The organism is Rhodococcus sp. BL-253-APC-6A1W (genome assembly GCF_012843405.1).
In the GTDB taxonomy this organism is placed as follows: domain Bacteria; phylum Actinomycetota; class Actinomycetes; order Mycobacteriales; family Mycobacteriaceae; genus Rhodococcus.
This window is the reverse complement of record NZ_JABAFB010000015.1, coordinates 63677-82938: the sequence shown is the minus strand read 5'-3', so window position 1 is coordinate 82938 and position 19262 is coordinate 63677. Positions and strand designations below refer to the sequence as shown.

Annotated in this window: 18 protein-coding genes and 1 pseudogene; 11 read left to right on the top strand and 8 right to left on the bottom strand. The window is 65.9% G+C overall.

Going from position 1 to position 19262, the window contains the following annotated elements; genetic code table 11:
* Positions 1-143, bottom strand: a pseudogene (locus HF877_RS19780) (glucose-6-phosphate dehydrogenase (coenzyme-F420)); the annotation flags it as partial.
* A 308-nt stretch (positions 144-451) separates the two neighbouring features.
* Between HF877_RS19780 and HF877_RS19775 the strand changes: the two are divergent.
* Positions 452-1222, top strand: coding sequence for a DeoR/GlpR family DNA-binding transcription regulator (locus tag HF877_RS19775; protein WP_169622899.1), 771 nt, complete (start codon positions 452-454; stop codon positions 1220-1222).
* A gap of 124 nt (positions 1223-1346) precedes the next feature.
* Here the strand turns inward: HF877_RS19775 and HF877_RS19770 are convergent, their stop codons facing one another.
* The 7 genes from HF877_RS19770 to HF877_RS19740 all read right to left on the bottom strand — a co-directional run bounded on the left by HF877_RS19770 (position 1347) and on the right by HF877_RS19740 (position 8771).
* Entirely contained in the window at positions 1347-2291 is a 945-nt protein-coding gene (locus HF877_RS19770; protein WP_169622898.1) for an Ig-like domain-containing protein, read from the bottom strand.
* A gap of 158 nt (positions 2292-2449) precedes the next feature.
* Positions 2450-4129: an FAD-dependent oxidoreductase gene (locus tag HF877_RS19765; protein WP_169622897.1), complete on the bottom strand. Its 1680-nt coding sequence runs from the start codon at positions 4127-4129 to the stop codon at positions 2450-2452.
* Positions 4130-4258: 129 nt separating this feature from the next.
* Entirely contained in the window at positions 4259-4483 is a 225-nt protein-coding gene (locus HF877_RS19760) for a dodecin (RefSeq protein WP_169622896.1), read from the bottom strand.
* A 128-nt stretch (positions 4484-4611) separates the two neighbouring features.
* The gene (locus HF877_RS19755) at positions 4612-5823 is read right to left on the bottom strand and encodes a serine hydrolase domain-containing protein (RefSeq protein ID WP_169622895.1); all 1212 of its coding nucleotides are present in this window, start codon (positions 5821-5823) and stop codon (positions 4612-4614) included.
* 158 nt (positions 5824-5981) lie between these two features.
* A complete protein-coding gene (locus HF877_RS19750; RefSeq protein ID WP_346765250.1) occupies positions 5982-6512 on the bottom strand; it encodes a DUF6764 family protein in 531 nt (176 codons plus the stop codon).
* A 139-nt stretch (positions 6513-6651) separates the two neighbouring features.
* Entirely contained in the window at positions 6652-7707 is a 1056-nt protein-coding gene (locus HF877_RS19745) for a DNA polymerase domain-containing protein (RefSeq protein WP_169622911.1), read from the bottom strand.
* Positions 7707-8771 (bottom strand): ATP-dependent DNA ligase, encoded by a 1065-nt coding sequence (locus tag HF877_RS19740; RefSeq protein WP_169622894.1) that lies wholly within the window; start codon positions 8769-8771, stop codon positions 7707-7709. The genes HF877_RS19745 and HF877_RS19740 overlap by 1 nt, the downstream gene beginning before the upstream one ends.
* A 101-nt stretch (positions 8772-8872) precedes the next feature.
* On the opposite strand from HF877_RS19740, the gene HF877_RS19735 reads away from it, so the two are divergent.
* The 10 genes from HF877_RS19735 to HF877_RS19690 all read left to right on the top strand — a co-directional run bounded on the left by HF877_RS19735 (position 8873) and on the right by HF877_RS19690 (position 19252).
* The gene (locus HF877_RS19735) at positions 8873-9466 is read left to right on the top strand and encodes a hypothetical protein (protein WP_169622893.1); all 594 of its coding nucleotides are present in this window, start codon (positions 8873-8875) and stop codon (positions 9464-9466) included.
* Positions 9467-9568: 102 nt separating this feature from the next.
* Positions 9569-10369, top strand: coding sequence for a 3'-5' exonuclease (locus HF877_RS19730; protein WP_169622892.1), 801 nt, complete (start codon positions 9569-9571; stop codon positions 10367-10369).
* 248 nt (positions 10370-10617) lie between these two features.
* On the top strand, positions 10618-11361 hold the full coding sequence (locus HF877_RS19725; protein WP_169622891.1) for a TetR family transcriptional regulator: 744 nt from the start codon (positions 10618-10620) through the stop codon (positions 11359-11361).
* A gap of 143 nt (positions 11362-11504) precedes the next feature.
* Positions 11505-12662: an acyl-CoA dehydrogenase gene (locus HF877_RS19720; RefSeq protein WP_169622890.1), complete on the top strand. Its 1158-nt coding sequence runs from the start codon at positions 11505-11507 to the stop codon at positions 12660-12662.
* Between the two features lie 62 nt (positions 12663-12724).
* Positions 12725-13573, top strand: coding sequence for a 3-hydroxybutyryl-CoA dehydrogenase (locus tag HF877_RS19715; RefSeq protein ID WP_169622910.1), 849 nt, complete (start codon positions 12725-12727; stop codon positions 13571-13573).
* A gap of 105 nt (positions 13574-13678) precedes the next feature.
* Entirely contained in the window at positions 13679-13978 is a 300-nt protein-coding gene (locus tag HF877_RS19710; protein WP_346765249.1) for a hypothetical protein, read from the top strand.
* Entirely contained in the window at positions 13975-14970 is a 996-nt protein-coding gene (locus HF877_RS19705; protein ID WP_169622889.1) for a hypothetical protein, read from the top strand. The genes HF877_RS19710 and HF877_RS19705 overlap by 4 nt, the downstream gene beginning before the upstream one ends.
* A 157-nt stretch (positions 14971-15127) precedes the next feature.
* Positions 15128-15937 carry a hypothetical protein gene (locus HF877_RS19700; RefSeq protein WP_169622888.1) on the top strand — a complete coding sequence of 270 codons (810 nt, stop codon included), beginning with the start codon at positions 15128-15130 and terminating at the stop codon, positions 15935-15937.
* The gene (locus HF877_RS19695; protein ID WP_206037394.1) at positions 15934-16476 is read left to right on the top strand and encodes an LpqN/LpqT family lipoprotein; all 543 of its coding nucleotides are present in this window, start codon (positions 15934-15936) and stop codon (positions 16474-16476) included. Before HF877_RS19700 ends, HF877_RS19695 begins: the two co-directional genes overlap by 4 nt.
* A gap of 268 nt (positions 16477-16744) precedes the next feature.
* Positions 16745-19252, top strand: a complete 2508-nt coding sequence (locus HF877_RS19690; RefSeq protein WP_169622887.1) for an ATP-dependent Clp protease ATP-binding subunit — start codon at positions 16745-16747, stop codon at positions 19250-19252.
* Positions 19253-19262 lie beyond the last annotated feature (10 nt).

The following is a 19262-nucleotide window of genomic DNA, read 5'->3' as shown; positions in this document are numbered from 1 at the left end:
TGCCCACCGTTGTGCCGCCACGGCTGGAAATGATCCGACACCGTCGCCGAATCCATCCCGTGCGCCTCGGCGAGCACCCCGAGTTCGACCAGCTCACGCGGCTCGAACTGCTCCGCCGACGCCTTGTATCCCAACTTCAGCATGTCCGTCCGCCTCCACGTCGACATCGCCTCGCCACAGAGGAGGGCAACGTCGACCCGGCGCCCGGAGCCTCGGCGGCCCTGGTGATGCTCATAATGATCACGCAAATTCGCGCATATACTGCACGAAATAATGCACATTTCCTGGTGTTTGTGTCAATATCTGTGCGTGCACGGCTATGGGTGCGCTATCGTCGTGCGATCGTTCCGCACAACCGAACCGCGTGATCTCCCCGCGGGCATCCCAGATGCACAACATGAACGCGCAGCCCGAACAGCGCAGCATCCCAGCAGAATCCGGAGGAGTATTCGTGTCCGCGAGTGCACGGCGACGTGAGATCTTCCACCGACTGATGGCCGACGGCTATGTCGACGCGAAAACGCTCGCCGGCGACCTGGGCGTCGACACATCCACGATCCGGCGGGACCTCGACGCGCTCGCCCGCGAAGGAAAGGTCGAACGCACCCACGGCGGCGCACGCCCGGTGGAGGGCGCCGGGCCCGAGGTCCCCTACGCGGTGAAAAAGGACGTGCGCCGGGCCGAGAAGGCGGCGATCGCCGCCGTCGCAGCGGCCATGGTCTCCGACGGGGACAGCGTGATTCTCGACAGCGGATCGACCACCTACGAAGTGGCTGTCGCGTTGCGTCGTCGCACGTCGCTGACCGTCATCACCAACGATCTGCGGATCGCCAAGTACGTGGCGAGCTTTCCCGAAGTACGGCTACTCGTCACCGGCGGCGAACTGCTCGGTTCGGTGTTCACACTCGTCGGCGAGCACGCCGTCCGGTTCATGTCGTCGTACTCGGCGGACTGGGCGTTCCTCGGCGCCGACGCGATCGATCCGACGGCGGGCATCACGAACACCAACACGCTCGAGGTTCCGATCAAGAGGGCCTTGATCCAGGCTGCGGCGCGCACAGTGCTCGTCGCCGACCATTCGAAGTTCGGGCACCGTGCGCTTGCGAAAGTTGCCGCGGTCGAGGACATCGACACGCTCGTGTCGGATTCCGGACTGGCCGCCGAACAGCGCGATGCCTACGGGCCCGCGCTCGTGATCGCCGAACCGTTTTCGCCCACCTGATCGCGGTGCTCGCCGAACCGACACGAAAGCCCGACGCCCCCTGCACTTCCGGACCGTAGACGGTGCCGGAAGGAGGAGGCGTCGGGCGAGATACGTGCAGACGACAACCCGGTGGGGCCGAAACTCAGAGGTTCCAGTCTCCGAGGCCGTCCCAGCCGTTGAGGGTGCCGCCGGCGGTGTTCTGCACGATTACGGGGTCACCCTTCTTGGAATTCTCGAAGAACCACTTGCCGTCCTCGGTACTCACGTTGAGGCAGCCGTGACTGACGTTCGTGTTGCCCTGTGCGTCCACCGACCACGGCGCCGCGTGCAGGAAGATGCCGCTGTTGGACATGCGGGTCGCGTACTCGACGTACGTGCGGTAACCCTCCGGGCTGTCGACGGGCACCCCGTAGGTCGACGAGTCCATGTACATGTCGCGGAACTTGTCACCGACGATGTAGGTGCCGTTCGGAGTGTCGTGGCCGGGCTTGCCGAACGACGTCGGCATCGTCCGCACGACCTCACCGTTACGGGTGACCGTGATCGTCTTGGTGTTGTTGTCCGCCACCGTGACAAGGGCGTCACCGATCGTGAACGACGACCGGGAGTCACCGGCCGCGACGGTGACCGACGTGTTCGCCGGCCAGAACTCGAACGGCTTCCAGCGCACCTGGCTGTCGGATGCCCAGTAGAAATGGCCGTCGACCGGCGGCTGGGAAGTGATGCGGATGGCACGTTCGGCGGCGGCGCGGTCGCCGACGGCCTCGTTGAAACGGATGATGATCGGCTGCGCGACACCGACCGTCTCACCGTTCGACGGGTTCACCGACGGGGCCGAGAACGGAGCGGGCTGCTCGGGAAGCAGCTGCGGCGGCAACTGGGGCGCCCCCGGCCCCTGCGGGACGACGCTCCGGATGACGTCCTCGACACTCGGTACTTCCGGCCCACCCGGCCACAACGGCACTGCGGCGGCGGGGCCGGCGGCGGTGAGGGCGACTGCGGCGGCACCGGCGAATGCGATCGCTACGCGTGCGGACCGGCGTCCAGCCCGGCGGCGACGGTTCGACAAGACATGCTTTTCGACCATTCCACAACCCATCGTTGGACGGTGCGTCGTGACCCTAATTCCCCGTCGCGACGCTTTCGTTACTTCTTATTAGACACGCGCAAACTCGACCCGGGCAATTCGGGTATCCATAAAACCCGCATCGCCCCAGGTCGGACGCTTGTGGAACGTTAACGCATTCAGGAGCCGGTTCGCGATGCCGCGAGCAATTCCTCCACCGATACGAACTTGAGACGAGACCGGCCGGCCGCCGATCCGCGCGACTTCTCCTGCTTGTCGATCTGCTGCCACCCGCGGTAATCGACGAACTCGGGCCGCCGCTCGGCGACGAGGGTCGCAAGCTTCTCGCGATCCGCGACGGGTTCGGGCAGCTTTCCGGCGATGAAGTCGTCGAGGATCTGCTCGACGGTCTCGTTGGAGCACTGCTTGTTGGTGCCGATCACGCCGCTCGGACCACGCTTGATCCATCCGGCGGTATAGACACCCGGCACCGGCTCATCGGTCTCGGGGTCGAGGACGCGGCCGAGGTGGTTCGGGAGCACTCCTCGGCGCTCGTCGAACGGCACGCCCTTGACGGGGGTGCCCCGGTACCCGATCGAACGCAGGACCAGTCCTGCGCCGAGCGTGTCGGTGTCGCCCGTGGGCCGGGCTTCGAGGCGTCCGTCGACCTCGACCAGTTCGTTGCGTTCGAGGGTGATCGATGTGACGGCGTCGTCCCCGGTGATCTCGACAGGCGACGCGAGGTAGCGAAGGACGATTCGCTTGTTGCCGGGCGTCGGGCTCGTCTTCGCGTACTCGGCGACCTGCCGGACCTTGAGTGCGATGCGGGGTTCGACATCGGGGTCGTCGACGAGGGCGCGGCTCGCGGGATCGAGTTCGAGTTCGGCGGGATCGACCATCACGTCGACGCCGTCGAGGCCGCCGAGTGCGAGCAGTTCCGGGTTCGTGTAGGCCGCCTGGGCGGGACCGCGCCGGCCCACGACCACTACTTCCTGGATTGCGGAGTTGCGCAACGCTTCGACGGCGTGCTCGGCCATGTCGGTGCGGGCGAGTTCGTCCGGGTTCATCACGAGAGCACGCGCGACGTCGAGGGCCACGTTGCCGTTGCCGATGATCACCGCGCGTTCGCCGGAAAGGTCGAATGTGCGGTGGGCATAGTCGGGATGGCCGTTGTACCAAGCGACGAACTCGGTGGCAGCGAACGAGCCGGGCAGATCTTCACCGGGAACGCCGAGGCGCCGATCGCTGGACGCGCCGACGGCGTAGAGCACGGCGTGGTGGTGCGCGAGCAGTTCCTCGTGGGTGATGTGCGTACCCACCTCGACGTTGAAGTAGCACTGGGTGTTCTTGTGGCCGATGGCACTGCGGAAGACGTTGGCAATGCCTTTGGTGCTCTGGTGGTCCGGCGCGACGCCGGCCCGGACCAGGCCGAACGGCGTCGGAAGCCGATCGAAGATGTCGACCTGCACGGCCGAATGCGAAGTCAGTTCCTGTGCGGCGTAGCAGGCCGCGGGCCCGGATCCGACGATCGCGACCCGCAGCGTTCCGAGGTCGGCAGGGATCTTGCGGCGCGACCGCAGCTCCGGCCAGTCCGGTCCGATCGGGTAACGCCGGTAGTACTCGGCATTGATTTCGAGGTACGGCTCCTGGGCGGGCGTGAGCTCGTTGTCGGCCGCGATGGCGTCGACCGGGCACTCGTCGACGCACGCCCCGCAGTCGATGCACGTATCGGGATCGATGTAGAGCATCTCCGTCGTAGCGAACGGCGCTTCGTCGGGCGTGGGATGGATGCAGTTGACCGGGCAGACTTCGACGCACGAGACGTCGTTGCAACATGCCTGGGTGATCACATAAGCCACAGTGGATACCTGCCTGAAAGTGCCGGTGGGGTACGACGATCGGGGCCCCAGACTATAACACGTTGCAAGTCTGGTCGAGAACGTCGTTATCGTCACTCTAGCAGGGCATTTCAGTGCTCGAGAATGACCTCAACGCGCCAACTCGTCTCCCGACTCTATCCTGAATCCGATCTTGAGCGTGACTTGGGTATGAGCGACCTTTCCGTCGTCGATGTGACCGCGCACATTGACCATTTCGAACCATTCGAGATGCCGCGTCTTCTCCGCCGCCCGCGCCACCGCTTTCGCGATCGCGTCGTCCACCCCGGTGGTCGACGAGCCGACCACTTCGATCACTCGATAGACGTGGTTCATTCCCACCGCTCCTTGCATCGCCACCGAACACCGGTCCGTGTCCTGGTCGGATACTCCCGCTCACGCTGGGTCCGCGTGCCGGAATCCGCGAAAATGGCAAGACATCGGCCGGAGAGACCGCTGCGTCGTCAGGCCAGGCGAGCCAAGTCGCGCGCAAGGGCGCCGAGCCGGGCAAGGCGCAGGTCGCCGAGGGGCATCGCGCCCACGCCGAGGCGGTTGGTGACGAATGCGAGCGACATTCCCGAATCCAGATCGGCGAATGCTCCGGAACCACCGACCCCGTAGTGACCGAACGCGCCGCGCGGGCGCTCGCGGCTGGCGAATATCGGCTGGTGATAGCCGAGACGCCACGCCATCGGCACGCCGAGCACGTAGTCGCGGCTGCGCAACCGCACCTCGTCCATCGCGGCAATGGTCGACGGATCGAGGAACTTCACTCCGTCGATGGTGCCGCCACCCGCGATCGCGCCGTACATACGAGCGAGCGACCGTGCGGTGAAGACGCCGTTCCAGCCCGGCATCACCGAATCGTGCACCGCCGGATCGCGAACGAGTTCGTCGAAACCCGCGGGCATCGCCGCCTCGACCAGTCCCCGCGTCGGCGCGACTCGCGACAGGACGGACGCACTGACACCCCAGTCGAGCCCCACCGGATTGATCCGCGGGAACAATCGCGCGATGCGGCCGCGCTCGTCGTGCGGGACCCGGTACCAGAAGTCCTGACACCCGAGGGGCTGCGCGATCTCACGGTCGACGACTTCGGTGAACGGCAACCCGGTTACACGCTGGACGATTTCGGCGACCAGCCAGCCGTAGGTCACCGCGTGGTAACCCGAACCCGACATTCTGCGACGGTCGGGGGTGGCCGCAGCAAGCGCGGCCACGGTCGCGTCGTAGTCGAGAATGCCCCTTTTTCCGGGGACGAGCCCCCGGACGCGGTGCAATCCGGCCCGATGCGTCATGACGTCTGCGACGGTGAGAGATCCCTTGCCGCCGGCCGCGAACTCGGGCCAGTACTGGGCGACCGGGGCGGAGTAGTCGATCAGTCCGCGTTCGGCGAGACGGTGCACGACGGTGGACGCGACGCCTTTGCCCGTCGAGAAGGACAGCGCCATCGTGTCCTGCGTCCACCGGCGCGTGCGGTCGGCCCAGCCTGCCCAGACGTCGAGGACTTTCTCGCCGTGCAGGTAGGCGGTGAGTGCTCCACCGCCGTGGTGAGGCTGTGTGTACAGCGCGAAGAACCTGTCGGCCAGCGGGAGGAACCGCGGATCGACATGCATCTCGGTCCGCGACAGGTGGTCGTCGTGCCCCTCCGCGGCAAGCACCGCTCCGGTCGTCATCGACATCCTCCCCTCGACATGTGCCGAAAGGCTACGTGCGGAGGGCAATGAACGGAAGGCTTTCCGTACAGGCTGTTTGTATTCCCAATCCGGTGTCGTCGCCGCGCGCCCCGAAGGCGCGGACTACGGACGTGGCAATACGACCCGTGCCCGCGGAATCAGGGTGCGGCCGGGGTCACGTAGCGAAAGGCACCGGCCACGACGCACCCCGACCCGGTCGCGAGGTTGATCGTCGCGGCCAGCTCACCCTCACACAGCACCGGATCGTCGGCGTCACCGACGAAAGCCTGGGATCGAGGACCCGTCACGACCAGGGCGGTGCCGGGCTCGTCCAGCAACCCCAGCGCGAGGGACTCGAACCCGTATCCGACCGCCAGGAGCTGCCCGCCACGGCTCTCGCCCGCGCCGACTCCGCCGGCGAACCCTGCGGCCCCGATCGTCGCGCCGGCGCCGGCATCCGCGAATCCGACGCCGGACTCACCGAGGCTCCAGGCACCGCCCGTCCCGTCGGTGGTCGCGCCACATGCCGCGGCGCCGTCGACCCGAGTCACCTCCGCCGGGCCTCCCGGCGGTGCCGCGCACGTGGTCGCGGCGAGCGCGGATCCCGGAACGAGGAGACCTGCCCCCACGACGGCGGCGCCGATCACACCGGCACCGAACAGCCGACCCGACATCCACGTGCGAGACACAGACACGATCCTCCCGAAACTCCGGCGAACAGGTTCCCGCACAGTCTATGGAAATCCCGGGAAGCTGATCTTCCGACGAGGTAACGAGCAGGGACCGATTCAGCAGCCGGTCCGGACCGGGCGAACGACGCGGATCGTCTCAGCCGGTGGTCTTCCGGTCCGTGTCCCGCGACGGCTGCACCCGCTTGGGTTCACCGGGCATCTTCGGATGGGTCGGTGGATACGGCAGATCGCCGAGTCCGTCGGCGGCATCCCGGTCCGCCATCTCGAGCAGCACATCGAGCGAGTGAGCGTGATCGTCGAGTGTGGACATCGGATCGCCGCGGCGCGCGAGCAATTCCGGCACCGTCGCGATGGTGAAGTCGTCAGGTTCGGCGTCGGCGAGTTCGTCCCAGGTCAGCGGGGTCGACACGGTGGCGATGGGTGTCCGCCGCACCGAATAGGCCGAGGCGATGGTCTTGTCACGGGCGTTCTGGTTGTAGTCGAGGAACAAGCGGTCACCCCGCTCCTCCTTCCACCACGAGGTGGTCGCGCGCCCGTCGCTGCGACGCTCGATTTCGCGCATGAGTGCGATACCGGCGCGTCGCACACCGACGAAATCCCACTCCGGCACGATCCGCAGGTAGACATGCAGGCCGCGACCCCCCGACGTCTTGGGGAATCCGGTGAGCCCCAGTTCATCGAGCAGGGGCCGCACCACGTCGAGTGCGACGGCACGTGCCGCACCGAATCCCGTCCCGTCGGGCGGATCGAGATCGATGCGGAGTTCGTCCGGCCGGTCCACGTCGCCACAGCGCACCGCCCACGGATGGAAGGTGACCGTGCCGAGATTCGCCGCCCAGACGATGTCGGCGGCCGTGCGCACGCGAAGCGCATCCGCGGTACGGCCCGAGGGAAACGTGATCTCGCACGTGGCGACATGATCGGGCCGCTTGGCAGGTGCCCGCTTCTGGTAGATCTCCTCGGAGTCGATGCCGCCGGGAAACCGCTGGAGGTGGGTGGGCCGTTCACGCAGCGCGCCGAGCAGTGGCGCACCGAGTTCGGTGGTCACCGTCCGGTAGTACTCCACCAGGTGCCGTTTCGTGCCGCCGGACGAGCCCAGTCGGGGGAAGTAGATCTTGTCCGGATTCGACAGCCGGACAGGAACTCCGTCGACGTCGAGTTCCTCTGCGGGCGAGCGTTCGGCAGCCACGATCAGTCCTCCGTCCGGTCCAGCACGTCGCCCAGGTCGTATCGCACGGGCACGTCCAGCTGATCGTAAGTGCAGCTTGCCGGGTCCCGGTCGGGTCTCCACCGCTGGAACCGCGCGGCGTGCCGGAACCGCATCCCTGCTCCGGCCGTGCCTTCCATCTGGTCGTACGCCACTTCGAGTACGCGCTCAGGTCGCAACGGCACCCAACTGCGATCCACTCCCGACCGCCAGCGGGTCGCTTCTCCCTCGGCGACGACGTCCGCACCGACACGCAGCGGCTCGAGCTCGGTGAGCAGTGCCTTGCGCCGCGCGGTGGTGAAAGCGGAAGCGCCGCCGACCATGGCGAGTTCACCGTCGTGATAGAGACCGAGCAGAAGGGATCCGACGCCGTCGACGCTCTTGTGCTTGCGGTACCCGATGAGGACGCAATCCGCGGTCCGGGCGTGCTTGAGCTTGATCATCTCCCGCTTGTCGGGCCGGTAGACGCCGTCGAGTCGCTTGGCGACCACACCGTCGAGTCCGGCGCCCTCGAATTCTTCGAACCATCTCTGCGCGGTAGCGGCGTCCGTCGTGGACGCCGTGACGTGACAGCTGGGGCCTCCTCCGAGCGCGTCGCGCAACCGTGCACGACGGTCGGCGAACGGACTGGCCATGAGGTCCTCGTCGCCGAGTGCAAGCAGGTCGAAGCTCACGAACTGGGCCGGTGTCTGTTCGGCGAGCAGTGCCACCCGGCTCGCCGCGGGATGGATACGTTCGGACAACGACTGCCAGTCGAGCCGGGTCAGCCCGTCGCGCTCGCGCGGAACGACGATTTCACCGTCGACGACACACCTCGCGGGAAGTTCCGCTCGCACGGCCGCGACGAGTTCGGGAAAATACCTTGCCAGATCCTTGCCACCGCGCGACGAGAACACCACCTCCTCACCGTCGCGAAACACGATCGCCCGGAAGCCGTCCCACTTGGGCTCGTACGACCACACGGCCGTTCCGTCGTCGGGTTGCGCCGGAACCGCGGTGGCCGCCTTCGCCAGCATCGGTGCCAGGGGTGGAGCCACGGGGAGGTCCATGCGCACATGGTCGCACTCCGGGGGGCATTCCGCGTTCGGGATCGCGTGAAATTCGCGACCTGGACGGAAAGACGGAAACAGACATTCCGTACCCTCCACACATGACCAATCTCCGGCGGGCGGGGCTCGCTCTCGTGACGGTGGTGGCGGTAGCCGTACTCGGCGGATGCGCTTCCGAGATCGAGGGTCGCGCGCTGCCCGGCGCCGACGCCGTCGCGAGCACGACCGCCACCCCGGCTCCCGCGACCTCGCGTCCGACCACCGCGGGCACGACGGCCGCAGACCTGGATCTGGAAGTCGACGTCGAGCCCGGGGACTGTGTCGCACTGGGGGGCGCGGTCGACGACGCCACCATCGACAACGCCGACTGCGGTAGTCGCACCTCCAACTACAAGGTCGTGGACGTCGTCACGTCGAGCGACGAGTGCTCCGGGGACATCGACCAGACGTACTTCGAAACGCTCTGGGGCGTCGAGACGGGTGCCCTGTGCCTCGACATCGACTGGAAAGTCGGCGAGTGCATGGACCTGGGCGGAGAGGATCCCCAGCGGATCGACTGCTCCGCGACCGCGATCCTGGGTGAGAAGGTCAGCGAGATCCTCACCGGCACCTCCGATGTGAACGAGTGCTCGTTCTCGGACTCCGGATACGTCTACGACGAACGCAACTTCGTGGTGTGCACCGATTCGTTCTGAGGCATCGCTCGCCGCCTCGCAGCACCACGGTCGTGTCGGTACCCCCGGCAACAATGCGGACTGTAGGCAGAACACGATCGAACAGGACGCGAGGACACACGAATGACGCACTGGCCAGACAGACCGATCTGCGCATTCGACCTCGAGACCACCGACCGCGATCCCCGCACCGCACGCATCGTCGCTGCCTGCGTGGCCACCTTCGACGGTGACAAGGTCGAGTCCCGTTCGTGGCTGCTCGACCCCGGCATCGCGATACCGCCCGAAACCACCGCCATTCACGGCATCAGCACCGAGCGCGCCCGCGCAGAGGGCATGGACTACCTCGCCGGGTATCGCCAGATCCGGCAGGCGGTGTGCGACGCGTGGGAGCGCGGATACATCGTGGTCGCGTTCAACGCCAGTTACGACCTGACGATTCTCGACGCCGAAGGCCGGCGACTCGGGTTACCGGAACTCGACATCGGCACGGTCGTGGACCCGTACGTCATCGATCGCGAGATGGACCGCACACGCAGCGGCAGGCGCACACTCCAGGCGGTCTGCGAGGTGTACGGCGTCCAGCTCGCCAGCCCCCACGAAGCGGAGGCCGACGCGCTCGCCGCCGGTCACCTGACTCGTGCGCTCATCGACAAGTACCCGCAGCTGGCTGACCTCGACATCATGGCCGACCAGGCCGCGTGGCACGCGGAGCGGCAGCGCAGTTTCGCGGAATATCTCCGTGGCCTCGGCCGCGACGTGACCGACATCGACGACAACTGGCCGGTGCGCCGGCCCGAAAGCGGCAGCACGGGGGTTCTCGAACGGCCGGCGACCGAGACCGGGCGCGTGGCCTGGCACCGGCGTGTCGTGCAGCGGCTGCGCGCGTTCTTCCGTGGCACCGGCAGCCGCGCGACGAGGTGAGACCTCACCCGGAGGCAGAATTCAGCGATTCGTCACCTCTGTACCGTTCGGGATTGGGACGATCACAGGCAACGCCGGTCGCGAGACCATCCGGAGGTGCCTGTGTCCGCCGAGTCCTGTGCCCATTGCTTTTGCGGCGTCGCGGACGCTGCGCGGCGTAGACCGGCGGTGCGGCGTAGGCCGGTGGTGCTGCGCAGACCGGCGGGGCTGTGTATCCCCGACGCGCCGACCTTGAATACTGGACTGTCATGACATCAGGCACCGGCACCCCGCGCCGTCCCGACGCGGCAGGACCCGACCCGGCTCAGTTCCGGGTGCATGTCGTAACCCAGGCGATTCGGCTGTTCTCCGAATTCGGATACGAGTCCACGACGGTCGAGCAGATCGCGGCGGCGGCCGGGGTGTCCCGCAGGACCTTCTTCCGTCAGTTCCGGTCGAAGGAAGACGTGATCTTCGCCGACCACGAGTCGCTGCTCGAGCAGGTCGCCGGGTACCTCTCGGGTGACTTCGCCGATCCGTGGCTGGCGGCCTGCGACGCCGCCGAACTGGTGTTCGGGCATTTTCGCGACCGGCGTGAGCTGGCAGTCTGGCGGTACCGCGTGGTGCAGCGGGTACCGGCGCTGCGCGAACGCGAACTGGTCACGACGTATCGCTACGAACGATTGTTCACCGACTTCCTGCGGGCTGCGGTGCCCTCGGCGAAGCCCGTGCACATCGTGAGTTTCACGGCCGCGATGACGGCGACGCACAACTATCTGCTCCGGGCGATGATCCGGGGGGACGACACGGCCACCTCCGAGCAACTGCACCGAGCGCTCTACGAGGTTCGCCGGACATTCGGCGTGGTACCCCAGGCCGCCACCGGCCCCCGCCCGGGCGTCGACCTGCCGCAGCGGGCCGTCACGGTGGTGACCTTTCCAGTCGGGGCGTCGCCTGCCGATGTGGCCGAGCAGGTCCGCCGCGAGCTGGAACAAAACCCGCCGCCTTCGTGACGAACGTCCCCCGGCATTGACCTGGCACTCAGTGCCCGAGGTAAAATGGAAGAATTCCGTGACGTCGCACACCCTTGCAGTCGATAGGGTGGTGCGGATCCGACCCGATTAATGGCACCGAGTGCCGTTAGGAGTTTGCCACCGTGGCCCTCAATCCCGACTTCGATCTCTTCAAGCTCGGAGACGAGCACGACGAACTGCGCGCCGCGATCCGCGCCCTCGCCGAGAAGGAGATCGCGCCGCACGCGAAGGACGTCGACGAGAACTCCCGCTTCCCGCAGGAAGCACTCGACGCCCTCAACCGTTCGGGCTTCAACGCGATCCACGTCCCCGAGCAGTTCGAAGGCCAGGGCGCCGACTCCGTCGCGACCTGCATCGTCATCGAAGAGGTCGCCCGCGTCTGCGGCTCCTCGTCGCTGATCCCGGCCGTCAACAAGCTCGGCACGATGGGCCTGATCCTCCGCGGCTCCGACGAACTCAAGGCCAAGGTGCTGCCCGACATCGTCAACGGTGCCATGGCCTCGTACGCACTCTCCGAGCGTGAGGCAGGATCCGACGCCGCCTCGATGCGCACCCGCGCGAAGGCCGACGGCGACGACTGGATCCTCAACGGCTCCAAGTGCTGGATCACCAACGGCGGGAAATCCACCTGGTACACGGTGATGGCCGTGACGGACCCCGACAAGGGTGCCAACGGGATCTCCTCGTTCATGGTCCACAAGGACGACGAAGGCTTCGTCGTCGGACCCAAGGAAAAGAAGCTCGGCATCAAGGGCTCCCCCACCGCCGAGCTGTACTTCGAGAACTGCCGCATCCCCGGCGACCGCATCATCGGCGAGCCCGGCACCGGCTTCAAGACCGCCCTTGCCACGCTCGACCACACCCGCCCCACCATCGGCGCACAGGCCGTCGGCCTGGCGCAGGGCGCACTCGACGCCGCGATCGAATACACCAAGGACCGCAAGCAGTTCGGTACCTCGATCTCCAACTTCCAGTCGGTGCAGTTCATGCTCGCCGACATGGCGATGAAGGTCGAGGCCGCGCGCCTCATGGTGTACACCTCCGCGGCCCGCGCCGAGCGCGGCGAGCCGAACCTCGGCTTCATCTCGGCGGCAGCGAAGTGCTTCGCCTCGGACGTCGCGATGGAGGTCACCACCGACGCAGTCCAGCTGTTCGGCGGTGCCGGTTACACCACCGACTTCCCCGTCGAGCGCATGATGCGCGACGCCAAGATCACCCAGATCTACGAGGGCACCAACCAGATCCAGCGCGTCGTCATGTCGCGCGCGCTGCTCCGCTGAGCAGTCCGCGTAGTTTGACACCGCTGAACCATCACACCGATCAGGAGTAACTCGTAGTGACAGTGGAAAAGGTAGGCGTGATCGGCGGCGGCACCATGGGTGCCGGTATCGCCGAAGTCTGCGCGAAGGCCGGAAGCGACGTCCTCGTCCGGGAGACCACCGAGGAATTTGCTGCGGCTGCCCGTGAGCGCCTCGCGAAGTCGGTCGGACGCGGCGTCAAGTCGGGGAAGATCACGCAGGACGACGCGGACGCGGTGCTCGCACGGATCCGGGTCACCACCGACATCGAGGAGTTCGCGGATCGCGACCTCGTGGTCGAGGCGGCGCCGGAGATCGAGGCCCTCAAGGTCGAAATCTTCGCCGAATTGGACCGGATCGTGAAGCCGGAAGGCATCCTCGCCACCAACACGTCGTCCATCCCCGTCATCAAGGTGGCGCAGGCGACGAAGCGGCCCGGCAAGGTCGTGGGCGTGCACTTCTTCAACCCGGTGCCCGTGATGCCGCTGGTGGAGATCATCTCCGCACTCACCACCGATGCCGACACCGCCGACACCGTGTTCGATTACGCGCAGAACACGCTCGGCAAGACCGCCGTGCGTGCGGGCGACCGCGCCGGCTTCATCGTCAACGCGCTGCTCATCCCGTACCTGTGCTCGGCGGTGCGCATGCTCGAATCGGGCTATGCCACAAAGGAAGACATCGACGCCGCGATGAAGGGTGGCTGCGGATACCCGATGGGCCCGCTCACCCTCATCGACACCGTGGGCCTCGATATCACCCTCAACGCCGCGCAGTCGCTCTACGAAGAGTTCGCCGAGCCGCATTACGCTCCCCCGGCACTGCTGCGTCGCATGGTCGACGCCGGCCGTCTCGGCCGCAAGACCGGCGAAGGCTTCTACAGCTACAAGTAGGCAGCCACAGCCTTCGAAGGCGCCCCTACGGTCCGTTCCGTGGGGGCGCCTTCTGCTATCGTCCCCAGCCGGACATATCGGGGGATAGTGTCTCGGGGGGCAGTCGTGACTTTGCATGTCGATCCGGAAGCACTGCGTGCTTTCGCTGCCTTCTTGGCGGACACCGCCGACGCAATGGGCGATTGGGACGTCGGCGAGCCGTACTCCACTTCGGAATCGGCGCTCCCGGGAACGGACTTCGCCCGCGTCTGCGCCCGAGCGGCCGACGTCACCGACCAGGCTTTGATCAATATGTGCGGACGGCTCCGCGAGGTCGTCGATGTAACCAACGGCGCGGAGAACGACTACGTCGTCGCCGAGGCAGATTTCGTCGGTGCACTATCCGCCGTGGACCGGCCGGAATGAATCTCACTGTCTCCGCCGTCCAATCCTGGAATCCCGATGCGCTACGTATCACCGCCGACCGAATCGACCGAATCGTCGACCGACTCGACGACCGTATGAAGGGGCTCCTCAGCGAACAGGACGTACTCGCTGAGCGGTGGACCGGCGACGCCGCGCGCTCGGCCGCCGAACGAATAGTCCGGGAACGCTCACTGGGCAGCGCCATCGCCGGCGCTCTCCTCGAGGTCGGCGGGGCCTACCGCACCGGAGCAAGCATCGTCGAAGGTGCCCGCATGCATTTGCTCGCTACCCTCAACAGCGCCGAACAATCCGGCTTCACAGTCCACGATGACGGCACTGTCGATCCGTCCGAGCAGATAGCACTGATCGCAATACTCGTGCCCGACTCGACAGCAGCCGCCGGCACTCGATCACAAGTCGAACGCTGCGCAGCCGACCTGACCCGCACCATCTCCGACGCGATCCACCAGGCATCGCGAGCCGCAGCCGAAACCACCGACCGCATCGATGCCGCGGTCAATGCCCTCGAGGTCGCCAGGGATGCCGCGATGCCGGGAAAGGTGGTGCAGCAGGAAAATGGGGAATTCTCCTGGACACCGGACTGGGCAGCAACGACTGCAGCGTCCACAATCGGCTCGATGGCCGACGGGACGAAAGTGGGGCTTGGAGCAGCAGCCGCAACGTCCGGGGACGACCTCGCCCGCGGGGTAGCGCGAGGTCTCGGTCCTGCCGGCGTGGTACTCGGTGTCATACCCGCGATCGTCAACGACATCGAAGGCGGAATGGATCCGACGAGGGCGGTGGTGACGGAAGGATCCGGCGCCGCAGCAGGCTACCTCGCGAGCGCCTGGGCGTTCGGACAAGCGGGAGCTGTACTGGGAACGGGTGTGGCACCCGGAGTCGGAACGGCAGTCGGACTCTCCGCGGGAATCGTGGCCGGTGCCTTCGGCTCGTACCTCGTATCCAAATCGGCACAGTGGCTGTGGAAGTGACCTGACATGAAAGAAGTGTTTGTTGAACCCGAATGAGAATCGAAATCCAGGTGAACCGGGTAGCACACCCGAACCGGCACCACTTCGAGCACCATGGCCACAACCGCTTCGGATCACATCGCTCGTTCTCTCCCTCGCGATGCTTATTGCGGCATGCGTGAGTCTCGTCTTCGCACATGATGTTTTCCGAACCGGTGATGCTCGGGTCGCTCTCGGTGGAGCCGGCGGCTCGGTCGCCCTGTTCACCATCGCCATATCCTCGTTTCGGAGCGCCGGGTTTCGCAATCTTCGACAACCCCGCAAGCTCGGACTTCATCACGATCCCACCCACGGTGCGGGTATCAGCGTTCCGACAGGAAGAACCGCTGTATTCACTACCGTCGTGGCCATGTTGGGCTTGACCGCATACGGCGGTACAGCAGCGTTCGCCTGGCATATCGGGCTCGGCGAAACCCTTTTGCCGTTCGGGCGAGACAATCGCGAAGGCGCTCTCTTCGTGTCGTTATGTGCAGCCGTCCTGGGCACAATTGCGGTCCTGATCGCGTGCGTCCGCTTCGACACGACCCTGTACATCTATCGAGGGGGTGTGCGGCGACACGTCTGCCGGCGAATCTTCTTGAAAAAGCAGGTCCTCGATACCTTCGTCCCTTGGGGAAGCATCACCCGCATCGGAGCGGGCGATCTCGGAGTCCGGGGCGGAACGACGGCCCACCCGGTGATCGATCTCCATACGGCCGAGCCTCTTCCGTCCGACTCCAGGACACGACACGATTCCGAACATCGACTTGCGGTTATGGCCCACCAACTCGTCGTGGAGCCGAACACCCTTTTCGCTCTCCTGGAAAAATTGGCAGAAGATCCGGCTTGTCGTGAACGTCTCGTGGAATCCGACGCAATCGACCTCTTGTGTCCTCCCCCGTTGCGGGAACGATTCCGTGCGGCGCGCGCAAAGAAGGCAATTCGATGATCGATCGTCGGGTTCCGACAACACTTCCGGAGTACCTCGACTCCCACGAGGTCGAGATCATCCCGTGCAGGCGGGACGAATCACGGCATCCGTTGGTAGAGATCCCCGTACCGCAGGGTTGGGTTTCGGTACCCACCGAAGTCTTCCCCCACGCCCACACGGTCCTCATCGCTCCCGAGCACACCGAGAACAGGTGGGCGCCCAATGCGGTACTTCTCCACGGCAGGCTGTCGAAGTCGCGGTCGACGGACGAGTTGCTGGAGGTCGCGGGCAACGAAGCGGTCAGCCTGCCCGAGTGGTACGAAACCTACTACAGCACTGTCAACTTCGGAATATTTCGCTCCACGTTGATTCGAGGCTACTACCGAGCCGGTGATATCCGGTTCGGAGCAGCGACGCGCTTCGTCGTGGTCGACCACGAGTACGATCGCTTCCTGACGCAACTGACGGTGACTACGCGCGCCGATGCTCCTCCATCTCTGACCGAGAGCGCGGAGACCATCCACGCGGGTCTCGGGATCGGTCCGATTCCGGAATAGTCGACGGCCATAGCCGATGAGGGACCGTAGCGCGTCCGCGTCGTCGGCACCGGACGTTCAGCGCACGCGGGCGGACGACCACATAACGCCTGCTACCCCTCCGGAGGAACTCGCACAACCCGCCGCGGGGGACACCGGGAGCGGTATACGATCAATGTCGGCAGCCGACACCGAATCACCGAGCGAGGCCGTCGCCGGAGGCGACTGGTACGAAATGCTTTGGGTGAGTGCCGGATAGCGTTACATCCTCTCCGTCTCGGAGGAGACTATGACCGACAGCTGGATTTCGCGTGATCCGTTCGAAGACATCTTCGACCGATTCTTCGGCCCCGGTGGAATGCGCCAACCACCGGTCCAGCGCGTCGATCTGAGCCGACTGCTCAACGACGACGCCAAGAGACTTGTCGCGGATGCCCGAAATGCCGCATCAGAATGGGGTAATTCGGAACTGACTCCCGAACACCTGCTGTATGCCGCCACCCTCAACGACCCGACCCGCGGCGTGATCAGCAGCCTGGGACTCGATCCCGACGCCGTCGCCGAGCAGATGCGTTCGCTCGCGGGCAAGAGTGAGAGTGAGGGCGAAGGCGAGCCGCCGGTGCTGAGTCCGGCGGCGAAGCGCGTATTCCGTGTCGCCCAGCAGCAGGCAGGACAATCGGGCACAAGCTACATCGGGCCCGAACACATCCTGTACGGGATCGCGGAGAACAGCGAGAACGCTGCCGCACATGCGCTCGCCGGCGCGAAACTCGACACCGGTGGCCGTCGCGACGCCTCATCCAGCACGACGCCCACGCTCGACCAGTACGGGCGGGACCTCACCGCGGAAGCGCGCGCCGGAAATGTGGACCCGGTGGTGGGCCGCGCCGACGAGATCGCGCAGACAGTGGAGATCCTCTCCCGTCGCAGGAAGAACAATCCCGTGCTCATCGGGGATCCCGGCGTGGGTAAAACCGCGATCGTCGAGGGCCTGGCCCAGCGCATCGTCAACGGAGATGTGCCCTCCACACTCGCCGACCGGCGAGTCGTCGCGCTCGACGTGGGGTCGCTGGTCGCGGGCAGTAAATACCGCGGCGAATTCGAGGAACGACTGACGAAGATTCTCGACGAGGTGCGCGACCACTCCGACGAATTGGTGCTGTTCATCGACGAGTTGCACACCATCGTCGGCGCAGGCAGCGGCGGTGAGGGATCGATGGACGCCGGGAACCTGCTCAAGCCCGCCCTCGCGCGCGGGGAACTGCACGCGGTGGGCGCGACCACGATCGACGAGTACCGCCGGTACATCGAGAAGGATGCTGCGCTCGAACGCAGGTTCCAGCCGGTCATGGTGGTCGAACCGTCGGTCGACGACACCATCGAAATCCTGCGCGGACTCGCCGACGTCTACGAGGAGCACCACCAGGTCCACTACACCGATGAGGCGCTGATCGCCGCGGCCGAACTGTCCGACCGGTACATCACCGACCGGTTCATGCCGGACAAGGCCATCGACCTGATCGACCAGGCCGGCGCGCGAGTCCGCTTGCGTACGAAGACTCCCGACGCGGACACCCGTTCCCACGAGGAGGAACTGGCACGCCTCGAACGCGAGAAGGACTCCGCCGTCGCCGCCGAAGACTATGCGAAGGCGGGGGAACTGAAGAAGGCGATCACCGCGCTGGAGGAGCGCACCGGAGTGGGAGAAACCGAGTCCACCCCGCAGGTCGAAGTGCTCGACATCGCCGAGGTGATCTCCCGGCAGACCGGTATTCCCGTGTCCGAGTTGACGGCGGAGGAACGACAGCGGCTCCTGGACCTCGAGGACGTGCTCCACGCGCGGGTGATCGGCCAGGAGCAAGCGGTCACCGCAGTTGCCGAAGGTGTTCGCCGGGCACGTGCCGGACTCGCCGACCCGAATCGGCCGATCGGGTCGTTCCTGTTCCTCGGGCCCACCGGTGTCGGCAAGACAGAACTGGCAAAAGCACTGGCAGAAGCGGTGTTCGGTGACGAAGACCGGATGATCCGATTCGACATGAGCGAGTTCCAGGAGAAGCACACGGTGTCGCGACTGGTGGGTGCTCCTCCCGGTTACGTCGGGTACGAAGAGGCCGGGCAGTTGACCGACAAGGTTCGTCGTCAGCCGTATTCGGTGATCCTGTTCGACGAGATCGAAAAGGCGCACCCGGACGTGTTCAACGTGCTGCTGCAACTGCTCGACGACGGGCGCGTCACCGATGCCCAGGGCCGCACGGTGGATTTCAAGAACACGATCGTCATCCTCACGAGCAATATCGGGTCGGACATGATCCTGGCCCACTCCGGTGACGACATCGAGTCCCTCACACCGCGGTTGATGGAACGCCTGCACGCGCATTTCCGGCCGGAGTTCCTCAACCGGATCGACGAGACCGTGGTGTTCCATCGACTCGCGAAGGAACAACTGCACCAGATCGTCGGATTGATGCTCGGCGGAACCAAACGGTTGCTGCGGGCACAGAACGTCGAGTTCGAGATCACCGACAGCGCGGTGGACTGGCTGGTCGACACGGGGTTCGCGCCGGAGTTCGGAGCGCGTCCGTTGCGTCGCACGATTCAGAAGGAACTCGACAACAAACTCTCGAATCTGCTGCTTGCGGGCACGCTGTCCAGCGGAGACACAGTACGCGTCGACGCGGGAGACGATGCCCTCGTCATCGAGACGGTCGGCGGAAACGGTGAGGTGACGGAGGAAGGCACCGTGACCGCGGGCGGCGACGGAAAGGACGCTGCGTCCGACGAGTCCGAGAAGGGCTGAACCGCGCCCG